The organism is Kitasatospora acidiphila (assembly GCF_006636205.1).
Taxonomy (GTDB): Bacteria; Actinomycetota; Actinomycetes; order Streptomycetales; family Streptomycetaceae; genus Kitasatospora; species Kitasatospora acidiphila.
The window spans coordinates 7,538,499-7,555,350 of the sequence record NZ_VIGB01000003.1; the positions used below are offsets into that span (position 1 = coordinate 7,538,499).

Annotated in this window: 15 protein-coding genes and 2 riboswitches; of the genes, 9 read left to right on the top strand and 6 right to left on the bottom strand. The window is 72.2% G+C overall.

The annotated features are described in order from the left end of the window. Positions 1–86 precede the first annotated feature (86 nt). From E6W39_RS35545 to E6W39_RS35570, 6 genes are all read left to right on the top strand, one after another. The gene (locus tag E6W39_RS35545; protein ID WP_141636955.1) at positions 87–935 is read left to right on the top strand and encodes an FHA domain-containing protein; all 849 of its coding nucleotides are present in this window, start codon (positions 87–89) and stop codon (positions 933–935) included. Positions 936–1,053: 118 nt separating this feature from the next. Further along, entirely contained in the window at positions 1,054–1,824 is a 771-nt protein-coding gene (ftsR, locus tag E6W39_RS35550; RefSeq protein ID WP_141636956.1) for a transcriptional regulator FtsR, read from the top strand. Between the two features lie 59 nt (positions 1,825–1,883). Further along, positions 1,884–2,357, top strand: a complete 474-nt coding sequence (locus tag E6W39_RS35555; protein ID WP_101379083.1) for a bifunctional nuclease family protein — start codon at positions 1,884–1,886, stop codon at positions 2,355–2,357. A 264-nt stretch (positions 2,358–2,621) separates the two neighbouring features. Further along, positions 2,622–3,305, top strand: a complete 684-nt coding sequence (locus E6W39_RS35560) for a MerR family transcriptional regulator (protein ID WP_228718547.1) — start codon at positions 2,622–2,624, stop codon at positions 3,303–3,305. A 95-nt stretch (positions 3,306–3,400) separates the two neighbouring features. Then, positions 3,401–4,081 (top strand): SanA/YdcF family protein, encoded by a 681-nt coding sequence (locus tag E6W39_RS35565; RefSeq protein WP_141636957.1) that lies wholly within the window; start codon positions 3,401–3,403, stop codon positions 4,079–4,081. A 36-nt stretch (positions 4,082–4,117) separates the two neighbouring features. Continuing rightward, positions 4,118–5,521: a DNA polymerase IV gene (locus E6W39_RS35570; protein ID WP_141636958.1), complete on the top strand. Its 1,404-nt coding sequence runs from the start codon at positions 4,118–4,120 to the stop codon at positions 5,519–5,521. 81 nt (positions 5,522–5,602) lie between these two features. Here the strand turns inward: E6W39_RS35570 and E6W39_RS35575 are convergent, their stop codons facing one another. Both E6W39_RS35575 and E6W39_RS35580 read right to left on the bottom strand, forming a co-directional pair. Further along, positions 5,603–7,099, bottom strand: coding sequence for an MFS transporter (locus E6W39_RS35575; RefSeq protein ID WP_141636959.1), 1,497 nt, complete (start codon positions 7,097–7,099; stop codon positions 5,603–5,605). A gap of 188 nt (positions 7,100–7,287) precedes the next feature. After that, on the bottom strand, positions 7,288–8,283 hold the full coding sequence (locus E6W39_RS35580; protein ID WP_141636960.1) for a PRC and DUF2382 domain-containing protein: 996 nt from the start codon (positions 8,281–8,283) through the stop codon (positions 7,288–7,290). A gap of 170 nt (positions 8,284–8,453) precedes the next feature. Continuing rightward, positions 8,454–8,570: riboswitch (glycine riboswitch) on the top strand. A 1-nt stretch (position 8,571) separates the two neighbouring features. Next, positions 8,572–8,699: riboswitch (glycine riboswitch) on the top strand. Between the two features lie 101 nt (positions 8,700–8,800). Here E6W39_RS35580 and gcvP point away from each other — a divergent pair. Continuing rightward, on the top strand, positions 8,801–11,698 hold the full coding sequence (gcvP, locus tag E6W39_RS35585; RefSeq protein WP_141636961.1) for an aminomethyl-transferring glycine dehydrogenase: 2,898 nt from the start codon (positions 8,801–8,803) through the stop codon (positions 11,696–11,698). 130 nt (positions 11,699–11,828) lie between these two features. On the opposite strand, the gene E6W39_RS35590 is transcribed toward gcvP, so the two are convergent. Together E6W39_RS35590 and E6W39_RS35595 are read right to left on the bottom strand one after the other, a co-directional pair. Next, positions 11,829–12,020, bottom strand: a complete 192-nt coding sequence (locus tag E6W39_RS35590; RefSeq protein ID WP_101379078.1) for a DUF5999 family protein — start codon at positions 12,018–12,020, stop codon at positions 11,829–11,831. A gap of 329 nt (positions 12,021–12,349) precedes the next feature. Further along, on the bottom strand, positions 12,350–12,922 hold the full coding sequence (locus tag E6W39_RS35595; protein WP_141636962.1) for a hypothetical protein: 573 nt from the start codon (positions 12,920–12,922) through the stop codon (positions 12,350–12,352). A 344-nt stretch (positions 12,923–13,266) separates the two neighbouring features. On the opposite strand from E6W39_RS35595, the gene E6W39_RS35600 reads away from it, so the two are divergent. After that, positions 13,267–14,769 carry a glutamate--cysteine ligase gene (locus tag E6W39_RS35600; protein WP_141636963.1) on the top strand — a complete coding sequence of 501 codons (1,503 nt, stop codon included), beginning with the start codon at positions 13,267–13,269 and terminating at the stop codon, positions 14,767–14,769. Between the two features lie 49 nt (positions 14,770–14,818). Then, on the top strand, positions 14,819–15,622 hold the full coding sequence (locus E6W39_RS35605) for a CPBP family intramembrane glutamic endopeptidase (RefSeq protein WP_141636964.1): 804 nt from the start codon (positions 14,819–14,821) through the stop codon (positions 15,620–15,622). 93 nt (positions 15,623–15,715) lie between these two features. Here E6W39_RS35605 and E6W39_RS35610 read toward each other — a convergent pair whose 3' ends face one another. Beyond that, positions 15,716–16,531: a PhzF family phenazine biosynthesis protein gene (locus tag E6W39_RS35610; protein WP_141636965.1), complete on the bottom strand. Its 816-nt coding sequence runs from the start codon at positions 16,529–16,531 to the stop codon at positions 15,716–15,718. A 118-nt stretch (positions 16,532–16,649) separates the two neighbouring features. Next, complete coding sequence (locus tag E6W39_RS35615) at positions 16,650–16,841, bottom strand: YegP family protein (RefSeq protein WP_141636966.1); 192 nt, start codon at positions 16,839–16,841, stop codon at positions 16,650–16,652. Between the last annotated feature and the right edge of the window lie 11 nt (positions 16,842–16,852).

The window sequence follows — 16,852 nt, forward strand, 5'->3', positions numbered from 1 at the left end:
CGCCGGCCGGCGGCCGGATCGGCGGCTTGTCCGAGCTTCTCACCCTGCCCCGCGGGCGGGTCTGTTTCACGCAAGGGGATTCGCCCGTGAGTTTTTTCTCGAAGCTGTTCGGCCGCAACAACCGCCGCGCCGCCGCGGCGGAGGCGCCCACCGCGCGTCACCGCCGGGAGGACGAGGGCGGCCAGCTCCCCGGCATGCGCCCGGCGCCGCAGGACGGCTACCAGACGGCCGGTGACCGGCCGCTTTTCCGTGACGGCGGCTACGGCGCGTCGGTTGACCCCTCGGGTTCGCCGCGCATAGGTTTCCCGGCAGGACCCTCAACCTCTGGTGGAGGGTTTAGCTCGGATTCCTACGCCGGGCACGTCCCTGGGGGAGTGCCGCGCCAGGAGGCTGCGAACATGACCGGCCAGATCGTCTGCCCGCGCTGCGGTAACCACAACCCCGCTTCCGCGCGGTTCTGCAACAACTGCGGGACGCCGCTGCGGGTCGCCGGTGCGGAGAGCGCGGTCGAGACCACCTCGACCATCTCGATCTCCGGCCTGGAGTCCTACGACCCCAACGCCACCAGCACCGGCGCCACTCCCGCGCTCTCGCCCGAGATGCTGGCCGCGATCGACGCGCTGCCCCCGGGCTCGGCGCTGCTGATCGTGCTGCGCGGGCCGAACTCCGGCAGCCGGTTCCTGCTGGACGCCGATGTCACCACGGCCGGCCGTCACCCGCAGGGTGACATCTTCCTGGACGACGTCACGGTCTCGCGCCGGCACGTCGAGTTCCGCCGGCAGCCCGGCGGCGGCTTCTCGGTCGCCGACGTGGGCAGCCTGAACGGGACGTACGTCAACCGGGAGGCGATCGACGAGGTCGCGCTGAACAACGGTGATGAGGTGCAGATCGGCAAGTACCGGCTGGTGTTCTTCGCCGGACCGCAGCACTACTGATCCACCGCCACCGGGTCGGCCGCACGGCCGGCCCGGTGCCATCGGCGGGGCATTCTTTTCGGGCACGGACGGGCACGGGCAGGCGGGGGTCGCACACGACGTCGGCAGGAGAGCGCGAATGACCTCGAATCAGACCGTGACATCCCCCCGCCGCCCCGGGGCCGTGCAGCCGCACGGCGGTGAGCGGCGCGGAGCGGAGCTGCTCAGCATCGGTGCGGTGCTCGCCTGCCTGCGCGAGGACTTCCCCGAGGTCACCATCTCCAAGATCCGTTTCCTGGAGGCGGAGGGACTGGTCGAGCCGCAGCGCACCCCGTCCGGTTACCGCAAGTTCGGGCCGGCCGACGTGGAGCGGCTGGCCTATGTGCTGCGGATGCAGCGCGACCACTACCTGCCACTGCGGGTGATCCGCGAGCACCTGGACGCGATCGAACGCGGCGAGGCCCCGCCCGCGCTGCCCGGCGCCGACGCCCGCCCCGGCCCCCGCGAGGAGGCCGACCGGGAGCTTGAGGCGCCCGCCGGTGGCGTCCGGCTGGGCCGGGCCGAGTTGCTGGCCGCGGCCGGAGCCGAGGAGCGGGACCTCGCCGAATGGGAGTCCTACGGCCTGGTGGCGGCCGGCCCGGACGGCGGCTACGACGCCGACACCCTGCAGATCGCCCGGCTGGTCGCCGAGCTCGGCCGGTTCGGCCTGGAGCCGCGCCACCTGCGCCAGGTGAAGGCCGCCGCCGAGCGGGAGATCGCCTTGGTGGACCAGGTGGTGGCCCCGCTGCGCCGCCACCGCAACCCGCAGACCAGGGCACACGCCGAGGCCACCGCCCGCGAGCTGGCCACCCTGGCGGTGCGGCTGCACGCCACCATGGTGCAGGCCGGACTCCGTGGCAGGGGGCAGTAGTGCCCCGGCCGGACCCGGCCGCGCTTTCCTATCTCGCCCCAGGGTCATAGGGTTGCCTTGTGAATGAGCTCGACGTCGTGGGTGTCCGGGTGGAGATGCCCTCCAACCAGCCGATCGTCCTGCTGCGCGAAGTGGGGGGCGATCGGTACTTGCCGATCTGGATCGGCCCCGGCGAGGCGACCGCGATCGCCTTCGCCCAGCAGGGCATGACTCCGGTGCGCCCGCTGACGCACGACCTCTTCAAGGACGTGTTGGATGCGCTCGGCCAGCAGCTCACCCAGGTGCGGATCACCGACCTGCGCGAGGGCGTCTTCTACGCGGAGCTGGTCTTCGCCGGCGGGGTCGAGGTGAGTGCCCGTCCGTCGGACGCGATAGCCCTGGCGCTGCGCACCGGCACGCCGATCTACGGCGCGGAGGCGGTGCTCGCGGAGGCGGGGATCGCGATTCCGGACGAGCAGGAGGACGAGGTCGAGAAGTTCCGCGAGTTCCTCGACCAGGTCTCGCCGGAGGACTTCGGCGGCAACGCCCAGTAGTCCGGCCCAGTCCGGCCCCGGGCTCCCGATCGGTCGTTTCGCCCACACCCCGGTCGTGTTCGATCCGCAGTCGATCAGCTGTTTTGCCAAAGTGTTCGGTCCTACCCACACTAGGGGCACGCGAAACCACTCGTGTGAGTGATGACGCTTCGCCGGTCCGGCGTGGCGATCGTTGACGCGTCTCGGACCACTGCCTACCGTCATGGATGGCAGCCGGGGCGTGCCCCGATCCCGGCACCGGAGCACCGATGGACGGAGGTTGGCATGAGCAGCAGCGGCGATGAGGCGGCCGTGACGGGCCCGTGCGCCCTCCATCTGCCCCGGGAGCGCCGGGGCCTGGGCGGCAGGCCGTTCCCCACGCAGGCCGCCGAGACGGTGGCCGAGCTGCCCCGGGTCGGCCGCTTTCCGGCGGTCCAGGCCGGGCAGCCCGCGATCGAGCGGATCGGCCCCTCCTCCGACCTGCTCGGCTACCGCGGCCCGACCGCCTGCGCGGCTGCCGGCATCACCTACCGCCAGCTGGACTACTGGGCCCGCACCGGCCTGCTGGAGCCGAGTGTCCGCACCGCCTATCCGGCCGGCGCGCAGCGGCTCTACAGCTTCCGCGACGTCCTGGTGCTGAAGATCGTCAAGCGGCTGCTGGACGCCGGCGTCTCGCTGCAGAACATCCGGGTGGCCGTGAGCCACCTGCAGTCCACCGAGCTCGGCGAGCTGGCGGGGCTGACCCTGATGTGCGACGGCGCCACGGTCTACGAGTGCACCTCCCCGCAGCAGGTGGTCGATCTGCTGAAGGGCGGCCAGGGCGTCTTCGGGATCGCGGTCGGCGCGGTCTGGCAGGAGCTGGAGGTGACCCTCGGGCGGTTGCACGCCGAGCGCACCGACACCGGTGAGACCCTGCTCGGGCAGGACCCGGGCGACGAGCTGGCCCGCCGCCGCAACCGCGCGGTCTGACGGCCGCTCACTTCCGCGGCCCGCGGGAACCACTCGGACGTCGGCGGTCGTCCGCTCCTGACGACGGATCACGGCGGTCCGGCCGAAGGGGGATCATGCGGGTATCCGGGGTGCTGCGCGGGCGGCGACGGCAGCGGCGGGCGTTCCAGGTGATGGTGCTCGCCTGCCTGCTGGCGCTGGTGCCCAGCGGCTGGGAGTTCCTCACCCAGAGCTCGCGGATCCGCACCGTCGCCGACGTGCCGGCCGAGCCGGTGGCCGTGGTTTTCGGCGCCCAGGTGGTCGGCGAGGAGCCCTCGCCCTATCTCGCGGCCCGGCTGGACGCCGCCCTGGACCTGTACCGCGCGCACAAGGTGCAGGCGATCCTGGTGACCGGCGACAACAGCCACCCCGACTACAACGAGCCGGGCGCGATGTACCAGTACCTGGTGGACCACGGGGTGCCGGCCGTCAAGGTGGTGCGCGACTACGCCGGCTTCAACACCTGGGACTCCTGCACCCGGGCGCGGCGGATCTTCGGGGTGGACCACGCGGTCCTGGTCAGCACGGACTACCACGTGCGCCGGGCGCTGGCGCTCTGCCGGGCGGCCGGGATCGACTCCTATGCGGTCGGGGCGCCGGAGCCGCACGACCTGACCTGGTACGCCGGGTCGGTGCGGGAGCTGCCGGGAGCCGGGAAGGCGCTGTTCAGCGCGGTCTTCACGCCCGACCCGGCGCTGCTCGGGCCGTCCGACCCCGGTGTGACCCGAGCCCTGGCGGATTCCTCGGGCCGCCGCTGAGCCCGGTTGTCGTACCCGTGCGCGATCATCAATGGTGTGCGCCCCCTGCCGAGCATCCTGCACCTCGACATGGACGCCTTCTTCGCCTCGGTGGAGCAGGCGGCCAAGCCGAGCCTGCGCGGCAAGCCGGTGATCGTCGGCGGGCTCGGCCAGCGCGGCGTGGTCTCCACCTGCTCCTATGAGGCGCGGGTCTTCGGGGTCCGGTCGGCGATGGCCACGGCGGTGGCCCGCCGGCTCTGCCCCAACGCCGCCTACCTCTGGCCCCGGTTCGTCGCCTACCGGGAGATCAGCGAGCTGGTGATGGCGATGCTGCGGGAGCTGTCGCCGCTGGTCGAGCAGCTGAGCGTGGACGAGGCCTATGTCGACCTGGCGGCCGGGCCGTACGGTCCGGTGCTGGCCGAGGCGACCCTGGCCGAGGGTGTCGAGCTGATCCGGGCGATCGCCGAGGACCTGCGGGCCGACATCGAGCGGGCCACCGGGCTGACCGCCTCGGTCGGCGCGGCCTCCTCCAAGCTGATGGCCAAGATCGGCTCCGAGCAGGCCAAGCCCAACGGGCTGGTGCTGGTGACGCCGGGTCAGGAACGCGCGGTGCTCGGGCCGTTGTCGGTGCGGGCGCTGCCGGGAGTTGGCCCGGCGACCGAGCAGGCGCTGCGCCGGGCCGGGCTGCTGACCGTTGCCGAGGTGGCCGACCAGTCGGAGGAGGAGCTGGTCCGGCTGCTCGGCCGGGCGCACGGAAGTGGCGTCGCGCTGATGGCCCGGGGGCTGGACGGCCGCGCGGTGGTGCCGGACCGGGACGCCAAGTCGGTTTCGGTGGAGGACACTTACGAGGTCGACCTGATGGAGCGCGACCAGGTGCTCTTCGAGCTGGACCGGCTGGCGGCCCGCTGCGTGCGCCGGCTGAAGGCGGCCGGGCGGTCCGGGCGCACCGTGGTGATCAAGGTGCGGCGGTTCGACTTCTCCACCCTGACCCGGTCCGAGACGCTGCCCGGGCCGACCGACGACGCCCGGGTGATCGCGGACACCGCCCGCCGGCTGGCCGAGCAGGTGAGCCTGGCCGGCGGCATCCGGCTGCTCGGGGTGGGCGTCTCCCAGCTCGCCGAGTACACCCAGGAGGACCTGTTCGCCCAGGCCGCCGCCGAGCTCGCCGAACAGGAGGGGGAGGGCGGTGACGAGTCGGACGAGTCCGACGCCGAGGCCCCGCCGACGGCCGCGGCCGTGCAGCCGTTCCGCGAGCAGGTCTGGCTGCCGGGGCAGGACGTGGTGCACGCGGAGCACGGGCGCGGCTGGGTGCAGGGCAGCGGGGTGGGCCGGGTGACGGTGCGCTTCGAGACTCCCGACTCACCGCCAGGTCGGGTCCGCACCTTCCGGATCGAGGATCCGGCGCTGACTCCCGCCGAGCCGCTGCCGCTGCGCCCGCGCGGACCGTCCGAACAGCCGTGAGCCCCCATCCGGGATGCCGGATGGGGGCTCACGGGTGCCGGGGCGGCCGATCCCTGGGCGGCCCCGGCTACGGCAACCTCGTCAGGCGCCGGTCTTGGTGGGCTGCTTGGCCGGAGCAACCGGAGCGTCGGCCACCGGCTGGCTCGGCCGGGCGGTGCGGATCGCGAACGGCACCACGGCGGCGATCAGGCAGAGCGCGGCGGCGACCCAGAAGGCGTGCTTGTAGGCGTCCAGGGTCGGGATCTGCATCGGGATCATCTTGGCGATCTGCGGCGGGAACTTGATGGAGTCCCCGGTCAGGATGGCGCCCATCACCGCGGTGCCGATGGCACCACCGACGGTGCGCAGCACCGCGTTCATGCCGTTGGCGATGCCGCTCTGCTCGGCCGGCACGGCACCGTTGATGTAGGCGGGCATCGCCGCGTACGCCATGCCGACGCCGAGACCGAAGAGGCCGGCGGCGAAGTAGATGTCACCCTCGGTGCCGTGGCGCAGCGCCAGGTAGGCCATCGAGACGGCACCGAAGACGCCGCCGAGCACCAGCGGCAGGCGCGGACCGCGGCGGGCGATCAGCATGGCTCCGACCGGGGCTGCCACCATCGAGCCGAGCGCGGAGGGCAGCAGCAGCACACCCGCGTGCAGCACGGTGGCGGTGAAGCCGTAGTGCGCCAGCTTGGCCGGGGTCTGGGTGAAGTTGCTGATCACCAGGAACGAGCCGTACATCCCGAAGCCGATCAGCAGGCCGGCCACGTTGGTGAAGGCGACGGCCGGACGGGCCATCATCTTCATGTCCACCAGCGGGTGCGCGACCTTGACCTCGACGATGCCCCAGATCAGCGCGACCACGGCGGCGACGGCGAACAGGCCCAGGGTCTTGGTGGAGGTCCAGCCCCACTCGTTGCCGCGGCTGACCGCGATCAGCAGCGCGGAGAGCCAGCCGGCCAGGGTGAGCGCGCCCAGCGGGTCGGCGCCGCCGGCGCGGTCGACCACCGGGTCCTTGGGCACCCGCACCATCACCAGCAGCACCGCGATCAGACCGGCGATCAGGCCCATCCAGAAGATCGACTTGTAGTCCCAGTGCTCCAGCAGCAGACCGGTGGCGACCAGGCCGAGGCCGGAGCCGACACCCATCGAGGCGCTGATCGCGGCGACACCGCCGGTGACCTTCTCGCGCGGCAGCTCGTCACGGACGATGCTGATCGCCAGCGGCAGCACGCCACCGCCGGCGCCCTGCAGCACGCGGGCGACCACCAGCATCGAGAAGGAGTGGGTGGCCACCGCCAGGCCGGAGCCGAGCACCAGGCCGGCCAGCGAGATCAGCAGCATCGGCTTGCGGCCGCGCAGGTCGCCGAAGCGGCCGAGCAGCGGGGTGAGCACGGCGGCGGAGAGCAGGTTGGCCGTCATCAGCCAGGTGATGTTGGAGCCGGAGACGTTCAGCTCCTTGGCCAGCGACGGCAGGATCGGCACCACGGCCGTCTGGATCACGCTGTAGGCCAGCATCGCCAGCACCAGAGCGGGCAGCACCCGGGCACTGCTCGGTTTCACGGCCGTGGCGGCGGGCTGGGCGGCCTCACTCACGGATGGCTCCTTCACTCGGGTGCCGGGGCAGCCAGAGGACTGCTTCAGACACGCGACAGTTAATCGACTGAAGTAACGATCCGAGAAGTGCTTCAGTTTGTCAAATATCTACCGCTGAAGCTTCCCTGGTGCGGCATGCCGCGGCCCCGGCCCGCACTCGGGTCGGGGCCGCGGCAGCCCGGCTGGGCTCAGTGATGGGTGTCGACCGGCGCCGCCGAGCCGGTGCTGTCGTGGATCTCCACCCGCTCCCGGCGCAGCTCGTCCTTGATCACCTGCTCCTCGGTGACCCGCTCCACCACCAGCCGCACCCGCTCCATCGGTGCCAGGTACTTGCGCACCACCGGGCGCTCCTCGCGGAGCGTCACCTCCTCGACGGCCTCGGCGATGTCCTGCGCCGACAGCGCGGACTGCTCGGCGCTGCTCACCGGTACCCGCTCCACCCGGACCCGCTCCCTGGTCACCTGCACCCGGCGCTCCACCGGCTCGGTCACCACGTACTTGCGCATCCGGGCGGTGCCGAGCACGTGCCACTCGTTGGTGATCTCCAGGCGCTCCTCGCGCAGGGTCAGCTCGATCGGGCGGGGCGGGTGGGTGGTGGCCGCGCTGCCAGCGGTGCGCGCCTGCTCCGGGGTCGGCTCGACCGGGCCGGGGGCCGGCTCCACCGGCTTGTCCAGGCCGATGGTCGGCTCGACCGGCCCCTCCCGGCCGACGGCCGACCGGGCGGTGGGTGCGGTGGGTGCGGTGGGTGCGGTGGCCATCGGGCGGCCGGTGGCGGGGGCCGCGGGTGCGGTCACACCGAAGTCCATGTCGTCCGCCCGGCCGCGGGCGGTGCCCTGGGCGGGCGGAGCGGGTGCGGCGGTGCGGTCACCGGTGGGGGCGTCCAGCCCGTAGTAGCGGTAGAGCTGCAGCTCCTGGGCCGGGGAGAGGTGCTGGCCGACGCCGAAGTCCGGCGACTCCTTGATCAGCGACTTGTCATAGGGCACCCGCAGCTCCTGGCCGGAGAACTCGCTCGTGGTCAGGGGCACGAAGGCGTCCCGGCCGAAGATCCCGGTGCGCACGGCCGCCCACTCGGGCTCGCCGGTCGCGTCGTCGAGGTAGACCTCGTCCACGGTGCCGATCTTGTCGCCGTTGCGGTCCACGGCCTTGTGCCCGATCAGGTCTCGGGGATCGATATCGGTCTGCACGCTGTTCCTCTCCTGGTGGTACCGCTGTCGATTCACACCAAATGCCACAAAGGGAACAGCGGCCAGCCGGATGCGGCCGTCCGAGCCGGTGATCGCCCAGGTGGGGGAGTGCGATCGATCACCTGAGCGGTGTTGGCAATGACCGCCGCTGGTACCCTGAACACGACCGCCGAACCCGCACGGGAGAGTCTCCGGCCTTCGATTTCCCAGCGATTTCGAATAGTCCGGAGCGCCGAAGGAGCAAACCCTCCCCGGAATCTCTCAGGCATCCGTACCGTGTGGAATAGGTCACTCTGGAAAGCAGGGCAGGGCCGCCGGTGAGGGAACCGGAGGCGACCACCCTCACCGACGGTGCAAGCCGACGGGGCGTAAGCCCCGTGCGGGCGAAGCTCTCAGGTCCCGATGACAGAGGGGGAGGCCTGTCGGGCTCGTCCGCCACGGCCGCACCGTTCCCCCAGGCGGCGAGGGTCGTGGCTGCGTGCCCCCGCCGGTCCGTGACCAGGAGGCCTCGACCACCATGACTGACCAGCCGACCGCCGGTCGCTCCCAGAACGCGACGCTCGCCGACCTTGAGGCGGCCAGCCCGTTCCAGTCGCGCCACATCGGCCCTGACGCCGCCGCCCAGGAGAAGATGCTCGCCCAGGTGGGCTTCGGCTCGCTGGCCGAACTCTCCACCGCGGCCGTCCCCGAGGCGATCCGCAGCATCACCGCGCTCGACCTGCCCGCCGGCCGCACCGAGGCCCAGGTGCTGGCCGAGCTGCGTGAGCTGGCCGGGCACAACCAGGTGCTCACCTCGATGATCGGGCTCGGGTACTACGGCACCTTCACCCCGCCGGTGATCCTGCGCAACGTCATGGAGAACCCGGCCTGGTACACCGCCTACACCCCGTACCAGCCCGAGATCTCGCAGGGCCGCCTGGAGGCGCTGCTCAACTTCCAGACCCTGGTCTCCGACCTGACCGGTCTGCCCACCTCCGGCTCCTCGCTGCTCGACGAGGGCACCGCGGCGGCCGAGGCGATGGCGCTGGCCCGCCGCGTCACCAAGGTCAAGGGCGGCGTCTTCCTGGTCGACGTGGACACCCTGCCGCAGACCCTCGCGGTGATCCGGACCCGCGCGGTGCCGACCGGTGTCGAGGTGGTCGTCGCCGACCTGTCCGCCGGCATCCCGGCCGAGATCGCCGAGCGCGGCGTCTTCGGCGTGCTGCTCCAGTACCCGGGTGCCTCCGGCGCGGTGCGCGACCTCACCCCGGTGATCGAGCAGGCGCACGGCCTCGGCGCGATCGTCGCCGTCGCCGCCGACCTGCTGGCGCTGACCCTGCTCAAGTCGCCCGGCGAGCTGGGTGCGGACATAGCCTGCGGCACCTCGCAGCGCTTCGGTGTGCCGATGGGCTTCGGCGGCCCGCACGCCGGCTACCTCTCGGTCCGCGCCGAGTACGCGCGCTCGCTGCCCGGCCGCCTGGTCGGCGTCTCGGTGGACGCCGACGGCCACCGCGCCTACCGGCTGGCGCTGCAGACCCGCGAGCAGCACATCCGCCGCGAGAAGGCCACCAGCAACATCTGCACCGCCCAGGTGCTGCTCGCCGTGATGGCCTCGATGTACGCGGTCTACCACGGTCCGGACGGCCTGGCCGACATCGCCCGCCGCACCCACCGCTACGCCGCCGCGCTGGCCGAGGGCCTGCGGGCCGGCGGCGTCGAGCTCGCCCACGGCGCGTTCTTCGACACCGTCACCGCCAAGGTGCCGGGCCGGGCCGTCGAGGTGGTCGCCGCCGCCCGCGCCGAGGGCGTCAACCTCCACCAGGCCGACGCGGACACCGTCTCGATCTCCTGCGACGAGACCACCACCCGCGAGCACCTGGAGATCGTCTGGGCCGCCTTCGGGGTGGTCGGCGCCGAGGTGGCCGAGGCCGCCGACACGCTGCCGGCCGGGCTGCTGCGCTCCGACGAGTACCTGACCCACCCGGTCTTCCACAGCCACCGCTCGGAGACCGCGATGCTGCGCTACCTGCGCCGCCTCTCGGACCGGGACTACGCGCTGGACCGCGGCATGATCCCGCTGGGCTCGTGCACCATGAAGCTCAACGCCACCACCGAGATGGAGGCGGTCACCTGGCCGGAGTTCGGCCAGCTGCACCCGTTCGCGCCGATCGACCAGGCCCAGGGCTACCTGACCCTGATCCGCGAGCTGGAGCAGCAGCTGGTCGAGGTCACCGGCTACGACGCCGTCTCGATCCAGCCGAACGCCGGCTCGCAGGGCGAGTTCGCCGGTCTGCTCGCGGTGCGCGCCTACCACCTGGCCAACGGCGACACCCAGCGCGACGTCTGCCTGATCCCGTCCTCGGCGCACGGCACCAACGCCGCCTCCGCGGTGATGGCCGGCATGCGCGTCGTCGTGGTGAAGACCATGGCCGACGGTGACGTGGACGTCGAGGACCTCAAGGCCAAGATCACCCAGCACCGCGACCAGCTCGCCGTGCTGATGGTCACCTACCCGTCCACCCACGGCGTGTACGAGACCCAGATCACCGAGATCTGCGGCCTGGTGCACGAGGCCGGCGGCCAGGTCTACGTCGACGGCGCCAACCTCAACGCGCTGGTCGGCCTGGCCAAGCCGGGCAAGTTCGGCGCCGACGTGTCGCACCTGAACCTGCACAAGACCTTCTGCATCCCGCACGGCGGTGGCGGCCCGGGCGTCGGCCCGGTCGCGGTGCGCGCCCACCTGGCGCCGTACCTGCCCAACCACCCGCTGCAGTCGGAGGCCGGCCCGGCCACCGGTGTCGGCCCGATCTCGGCCGCGCCCTGGGGCTCGGCGGCGATCCTGCCGATCTCCTGGGCGTACGTCCGGCTGATGGGCGGCGAGGGCCTCAAGCGCGCCACCCAGGTGGCCGTGCTGAACGCCAACTACATCGCCAAGCGGCTGGCCCCGCACTTCCCGGTGCTCTACACCGGCCCGGGCGGCCTGGTGGCGCACGAGTGCATCATCGACCTGCGCCCGCTCACCAAGGAGACGGGGGTGACCGTGGACGACATCGCCAAGCGCCTGATCGACTACGGCTTCCACGCCCCGACCATGTCCTTCCCGGTGGCCGGCACGCTGATGATCGAGCCCACCGAGTCGGAGGACCTGCACGAGATCGACCGCTTCTGCGAGGCGATGATCGAGATCCGCGCGGAGATCGACAAGGTCGGCTCCGGTGAGTGGGCCGCGGACGACAACCCGCTGCGCAACGCTCCGCACACCGCCGCCAACCTGGCCGGCGACTGGAAGCACGGCTACTCGCGTCAGGAGGCGGTCTTCCCGGCGGGCGTCAACCCGGCGGACAAGTACTGGCCGCCGGTGGGCCGGATCGACGGCGCCTACGGTGACCGCAACCTGGTCTGCTCCTGCCCGCCGCTCGACGAGTACGGCGTCTGAGTAGCGCTCGGAGGGCTCAGCGCCCGATGACGAAGTGCCCTGCGGTGGCTGCCGCAGGGCACTTCGCCATATCCGGAGCCATATTCGGAGTCATGTCCCGAGTGCTCCGCCCGGGATCCGCTCGTGGCTGTCAGGCGGCGACCAGCAGCGTTCGGCGCGGCGCGATCACCCGGCCGTCCGGCAGCAGCTCGCCGGTGTCCTCGAAGAGCAGGACTCCGTTGCAGAGCAGGCTCCAGCCCTGCTCGGGGTGGCGGGCGACGGGAACCGCCGCCTCACGGTCAGGAGAATCGGCCGACGGGCACTCAGGTCGGTGCTGGCACATCGTGGTACCTCGTTTCACTACTCACGCTTCACGCCCCCCGCAGCGGAACGCAGGTGTGAACCAGCGCTTCTGTGGGTAGGACAGGTGGTCCTGCCACGCTGTCTCCAGTGTCCGCGCCCAGACCCCATTGCGCAGCCCTTTCGGTGACTTGCGCCACAACTACAGTCCAGAGATCACCCATTCAGATGGGTCCGACCGTGGTGCGCGTGCAAACGGGCCACCCGACCATGACTCGGTCGGGTGGCCCGTTGATGGTCAGTTCGGAGGGTGTCGGGCCACGCTCAGGCCACTTCTCAGTCGACTGCTCAGGCGACTGCTACGGACACTGCTCAGGCCACTGCGGTGACCCGCGGTGTCGGGCGGCCCAGCAGGGTGAGCAGCTCACCGGCCGGGTAGGCCCGGTGCGCGGTGATGCCGAGCGGCGCGGGGGCCAGCGGCAGCAGCAGGTCGCCGGCCGGATCGGCGTCCGTCGCGTGCAGCCACAGGGCAGTCGCGTAGTGGTCGGGCATCGAGAGCAGCCGGGGCTGGTAGGCCGTGCGCCGCTGCTGGACCAGCTGCCAGGCCTCGGCCAGTGCCCGGACCGTGGAGTCCGGGTAGGGGCCGGCCGCGAAGTGCGCGAAGGTGTGCCCCTCCGCCGACCTCACCACCTCGGCTGCCGCCACCACCACCGTGCCGTGCTTGACCAGGAACCGCCAGCCGGTCCGCGGCGCGGCGGCCAGCGCGCGCGCCGTCGTGGTGCCGGGCGGCAGCTGATGGACTGCCAGTGGATGGGCCGGCAGCAGGGCGCTCGCGGTACTTCGCGGGGCGGCCGCGCCGGGCTGCCGCAGGGCGGTCGGCGAGCTCAGGGCGGCCAGCACGGCGCGCAGGGCGCTGGGCGGTGGCTGGGGTGTCTGCAGGGTCATGGCGGGTCGCCTCTCCATGCGAGATCGGCGTGCGAAGGCGGCATACCGGCGTGGCGCGACAGGGCCGGGTCCGGTTGGGCGTGATCGCGGGGCTGAGCGCGCGGGCTCCGGGCAGCGGCACGCCGCACCGGGGTCGGAACCGGTGCGGCCGGGCCGGGACTCGAAGCCCACTCGAACAAGTGCGCAGGGTGACCTGTTTATCACCTTCTGTCGTGCCCGGCAAGTCGAGCGATAGCTGAGAAACCGTCAGTTCCCTTGTGGCATAGGGCATTAGAAGCGCTCGGGTATCGATCTTCCGGATGGGCATGATGCAGGGCACGGTGGACCGGGCGAAGGGGGTATCCATGGGGGAGAAAGTCATCGCAACCCGGGCCGACCTGTCGGACCGGCAGCACTACCGTCGAAAGCTGCAGTCCTGTCAGGAGGCCCTGGAGCGGATGCTGCACGAGCAGCGTTTCGACCGGCCCCGGGCCATGATGGGCCTGGAGATAGAGCTCAACCTGGCGGACGAGCAGGGTCTGCCGCTGATGCGCAACGAGAAGGTGCTCGCGGCGATCGGCTCGCCCGACTTCCAGACCGAGCTGGGCCAGTTCAACATCGAGGTCAACGTCGCTCCGCACCAGCTCAGCGGCCATGTCTTCGAGGAGCTGCGGGAGGAGCTGGACACCGGCCTGCGGTACGCGGACCGGCGGGCGGCCGAGGCCGGTGCCCGGATCATCATGGTGGGCGTGCTGCCGACCCTGGAGACCGTGCACACCGGGCGCGACGCGATGAGCCACAACAACCGCTACAGCCTGCTCAGCGACCAGATCATGGCGGCCCGCGGCGAGGACATCGCGCTGGACATCGAGGGCGTGGAGCACCTGCAGCTGGAGTCGGTGAGCATGGTCGCCGAGGCCGCCGCCACCTCGCTCCAACTGCACCTCCAGGTGACCCCGGACCGGTTCGCGCCGGTCTGGAACGCGGCCCAGGCGATCGCCGCCGTGCAGGTCGCGCTCGGTGCCAACGCGCCGTTCCTGTTCGGCCGGGAGCTGTGGCGGGAGACCCGTCCGGTGCTCTTCCAGCAGGCCTGCGACACCCGTTCGGCCGAACTGAAGGCCCAGGGAGTGCGCCCGATCACCTGGTTCGGGGAGCGCTGGGTGGACTCGGCGCAGGAGCTGTTCGCCGAGAACATGCGCTACTTCCCGGCCCTGCTGCCGATCTGCGACGACGAGGACCCGGCCAAGGTGCTCGCCTCCGGCGGCGTGCCGCGGCTGGGCGAGATGCGGCTGCACAACGGGACCATCTACCGCTGGAACCGGCCGGTCTACGACGTGACCGACGGCGTGCCGCACCTGCGGGTGGAGAACCGCTGCCTGCCGGCCGGACCGACGGTGGCCGACATCCTGGCCAACGCCGCGTTCTACTACGGGCTGGTCCGCGCGCTGGCCGAGCAGCCCCGGCCGATCTGGACCAGGCTGCCGTTCGCCCACGCCGACCGGAACTTCCACACCGCGGCCCGCTACGGGATCGACGCGGTGGTGCAGTGGCCCCGCCCGGGCCGCGGCACCCGGGGCGCGCCCGCGGCGGTGCCGGTGGTCGACCTGGTGCTCGGTGAGCTGCTGCCGCTGGCCTACCAGGGCCTGGACGAGTGGGGCGTGCAGCCGGCCGACCGGGACCGCTACCTGGGGATCATCGAGCAGCGCTGCCTGCGCCGCACCAATGGCGCGGCCTGGCAGGCGGCCACCGTGCACCAGCTGTGCGAGCGGCACGGCATGGACCGGGCGACCGCGCTGGCCACCATGACCCAGCGGTACATGGAGCTGATGCGGGCGGGCGAGCCGGTGCACAACTGGCCGGTGGGGTGACGGTTTGGCGTCGAGGTCGCCTCATCCTGGTGTGACAAGATGATCCGCCATGACGATCGCACCGCCCGCGCAGCCCGCGGACACCCTGCCGCCCGGTGACCGGCGGCGCCGACTGCTCGGGATCGAGCTGCTGATCGTCCTCGGGCTGTCGCTCGGCGCGAGCGGGGTCAGTGCGCTGATCAGCTTCGTCGACTCGGCCACCCGCAACGTGGGACTGGCCCACCAGACCGCCGCGCTGAACAGCTCGGCGGCCCCCGGCCGGCCCTGGATCGACCTGGCCTACCAGCTCTACTACATCACCCGCGGGCTGATGCCGGTGGCGCTGGTCGGCTACCTGCTGGTGCGCGAGGGCACCTCGCTGCGGGTGCTCGGCTTCGACCTGCGCCGCAAGCCGGCCGACCTCGGCCGCGGCGCCGCCGTGGCCGCCGTGATCGGCGGCACCGGCCTGGCACTGTACTTCGCCTCCCGGGCGGCCGGCTTCAACCTCACGGTCGTCCCGTCCGGGCTGCCCGACGTCTGGTGGCGGATCCCGGTGCTGGTCCTCTCCGCCTGCCAGAACGCGGTGCTGGAGGAGGTGGTGGTGCTCGGCTACCTGGTTCGCCGGCTCGACCAGCGCGGCTGGACGCCCGCCGCCGTGCTGCTGACCAGCGCCGCGGTGCGCGGCTCGTACCACCTCTACCAGGGGATCGGCGGGCTGGTCGGCAACATGGTGATGGGCGCCGTCTTCGTGCTGCTCTACCGGCGCTGGGGGCGGGTGATGCCGATGGTGGCCGCCCATGCGCTGATCGACACCACGGCCTTCGTGGGCTACGCGCTGCTGGCGGGGCACGTCTCGTGGCTGCCCACGGGGTGACCAAACGGTTGTTCAGCAGGGGTGGCCGAGCAGGGGTGGCCGAGCAGGGGTGGCCGAGCAGGGGTGGCCGAGCAGGGGTGAGCGAGCGCTTGCTCAGCGGGGGTGGGCGCGCAGGGTCCCCTCGACCACCGTCACCGCGTGCCCGGCCAGCCGGACGCGGTCGCCCAGCAGCTCGCAGTCGAGCAGCCCGCCGCGCACCGAGGCCTGGTACCCGGTCAGCCCGGTGCGGCCGAGGCGCTCGGCCCAGAACGGGGTCAGCGCGGTGTGCGCGCTGCCGGTGACCGGGTCCTCCGCCACCCCGGCGGCCGGTGCGAAGTAGCGCGAGACGAAGTCGTAGCCGCCCTCCCGGTCCTCCGCCCGCGCGGTGACGGCGACACCGCGGGCCGGCTGCCGGGTGATCGCGGCCAGGTCCGGCGCCAGCCCGCGGACCGCGTGCTCACTGCCCAACTCGGCCACCAGGATGCCCAGCCCGCCGGTGTCGCGACAGCTCAGCACTGCAGAGCCGAGCGCCTCGGCCAGCCCGTCCGGGACCGCCGTCTCGGTCAGCGCGGCCGTCGGCAGATCCAGGGCGATCCGGCCGTCGGGGCGCGGAGTGGCGGTCAGCACACCGCTGAGCGTGTGGAACCGCACCGGCTCCGCCGCGACCAGCCCCCCGGTACGCAGCGCATGGGTGGCGGCCAGGGTGCCATGGCCGCAGAGCGGGACCTCGGTCATCGGGGTGAACCAGCGCAGTGCCCAGTCGCCGTCCGGCAGCCGCCGGACGAACGCGGTCTCGGAGAGGTTCATCTCGCGGGCCACCTGGCGCAGCCACCGCTCCTCGGGCCAGTCGCCGTCCGGCAGCAGGCAGACGGCAGCGGGGTTGCCCGCGAACGGGCGTTCGGTGAACGCATCGATGATCGAGATCTGCATGGCCCGAGCTTACGGCTGGTCAGCGGGCGGGCACAGGTCCAATCCCGGTTAGGTGGACCACGACCGGTGCGGGGAGCGGGCTGGTGCCCCGCTCCCCGCACCGATGGCCGGCCCGCGCTCAGGCCGTGCCGGCCGCCGTCTCCTGCACCTGGGCGTACGGCGCGAGCTTGCGCAGCGACTCGATGTTCTTCAGCAGATCCTCACGGGTCTCGTGCGCGTCACCGACCACGACCACCGACCCGTTGCTCGCCTTGAGCCGGAACCGGTGCATGCCGCGTTCGTCGGTGAACAGCTCGAATTTGCCGGCCATGACAGTGGACG

Excerpts from the sequence above, each read along its gene's own strand:
- E6W39_RS35595 (WP_141636962.1), bottom strand. The coding sequence starts at position 12,922 with ATGACCCTGCAGACACCCCAGCCACCGCCCAGCGCCCTGCGCGCCGTG.
- E6W39_RS35610 (WP_141636965.1), bottom strand. The coding sequence starts at position 16,531 with ATGCAGATCTCGATCATCGATGCGTTCACCGAACGCCCGTTCGCGGGC.
- E6W39_RS35615 (WP_141636966.1), bottom strand. The coding sequence starts at position 16,841 with ATGGCCGGCAAATTCGAGCTGTTCACCGACGAACGCGGCATGCACCGG.
- E6W39_RS35605 (WP_141636964.1), top strand. The coding sequence starts at position 14,819 with ATGACGATCGCACCGCCCGCGCAGCCCGCGGACACCCTGCCGCCCGGT.
- E6W39_RS35590 (WP_101379078.1), bottom strand. The coding sequence starts at position 12,020 with ATGTGCCAGCACCGACCTGAGTGCCCGTCGGCCGATTCTCCTGACCGT.
- ftsR (WP_141636956.1), top strand. The coding sequence starts at position 1,054 with ATGACCTCGAATCAGACCGTGACATCCCCCCGCCGCCCCGGGGCCGTG.
- gcvP (WP_141636961.1), top strand. The coding sequence starts at position 8,801 with ATGACTGACCAGCCGACCGCCGGTCGCTCCCAGAACGCGACGCTCGCC.
- E6W39_RS35560 (WP_228718547.1), top strand. The coding sequence starts at position 2,622 with ATGAGCAGCAGCGGCGATGAGGCGGCCGTGACGGGCCCGTGCGCCCTC.
- E6W39_RS35565 (WP_141636957.1), top strand. The coding sequence starts at position 3,401 with ATGCGGGTATCCGGGGTGCTGCGCGGGCGGCGACGGCAGCGGCGGGCG.
- E6W39_RS35600 (WP_141636963.1), top strand. The coding sequence starts at position 13,267 with ATGGGGGAGAAAGTCATCGCAACCCGGGCCGACCTGTCGGACCGGCAG.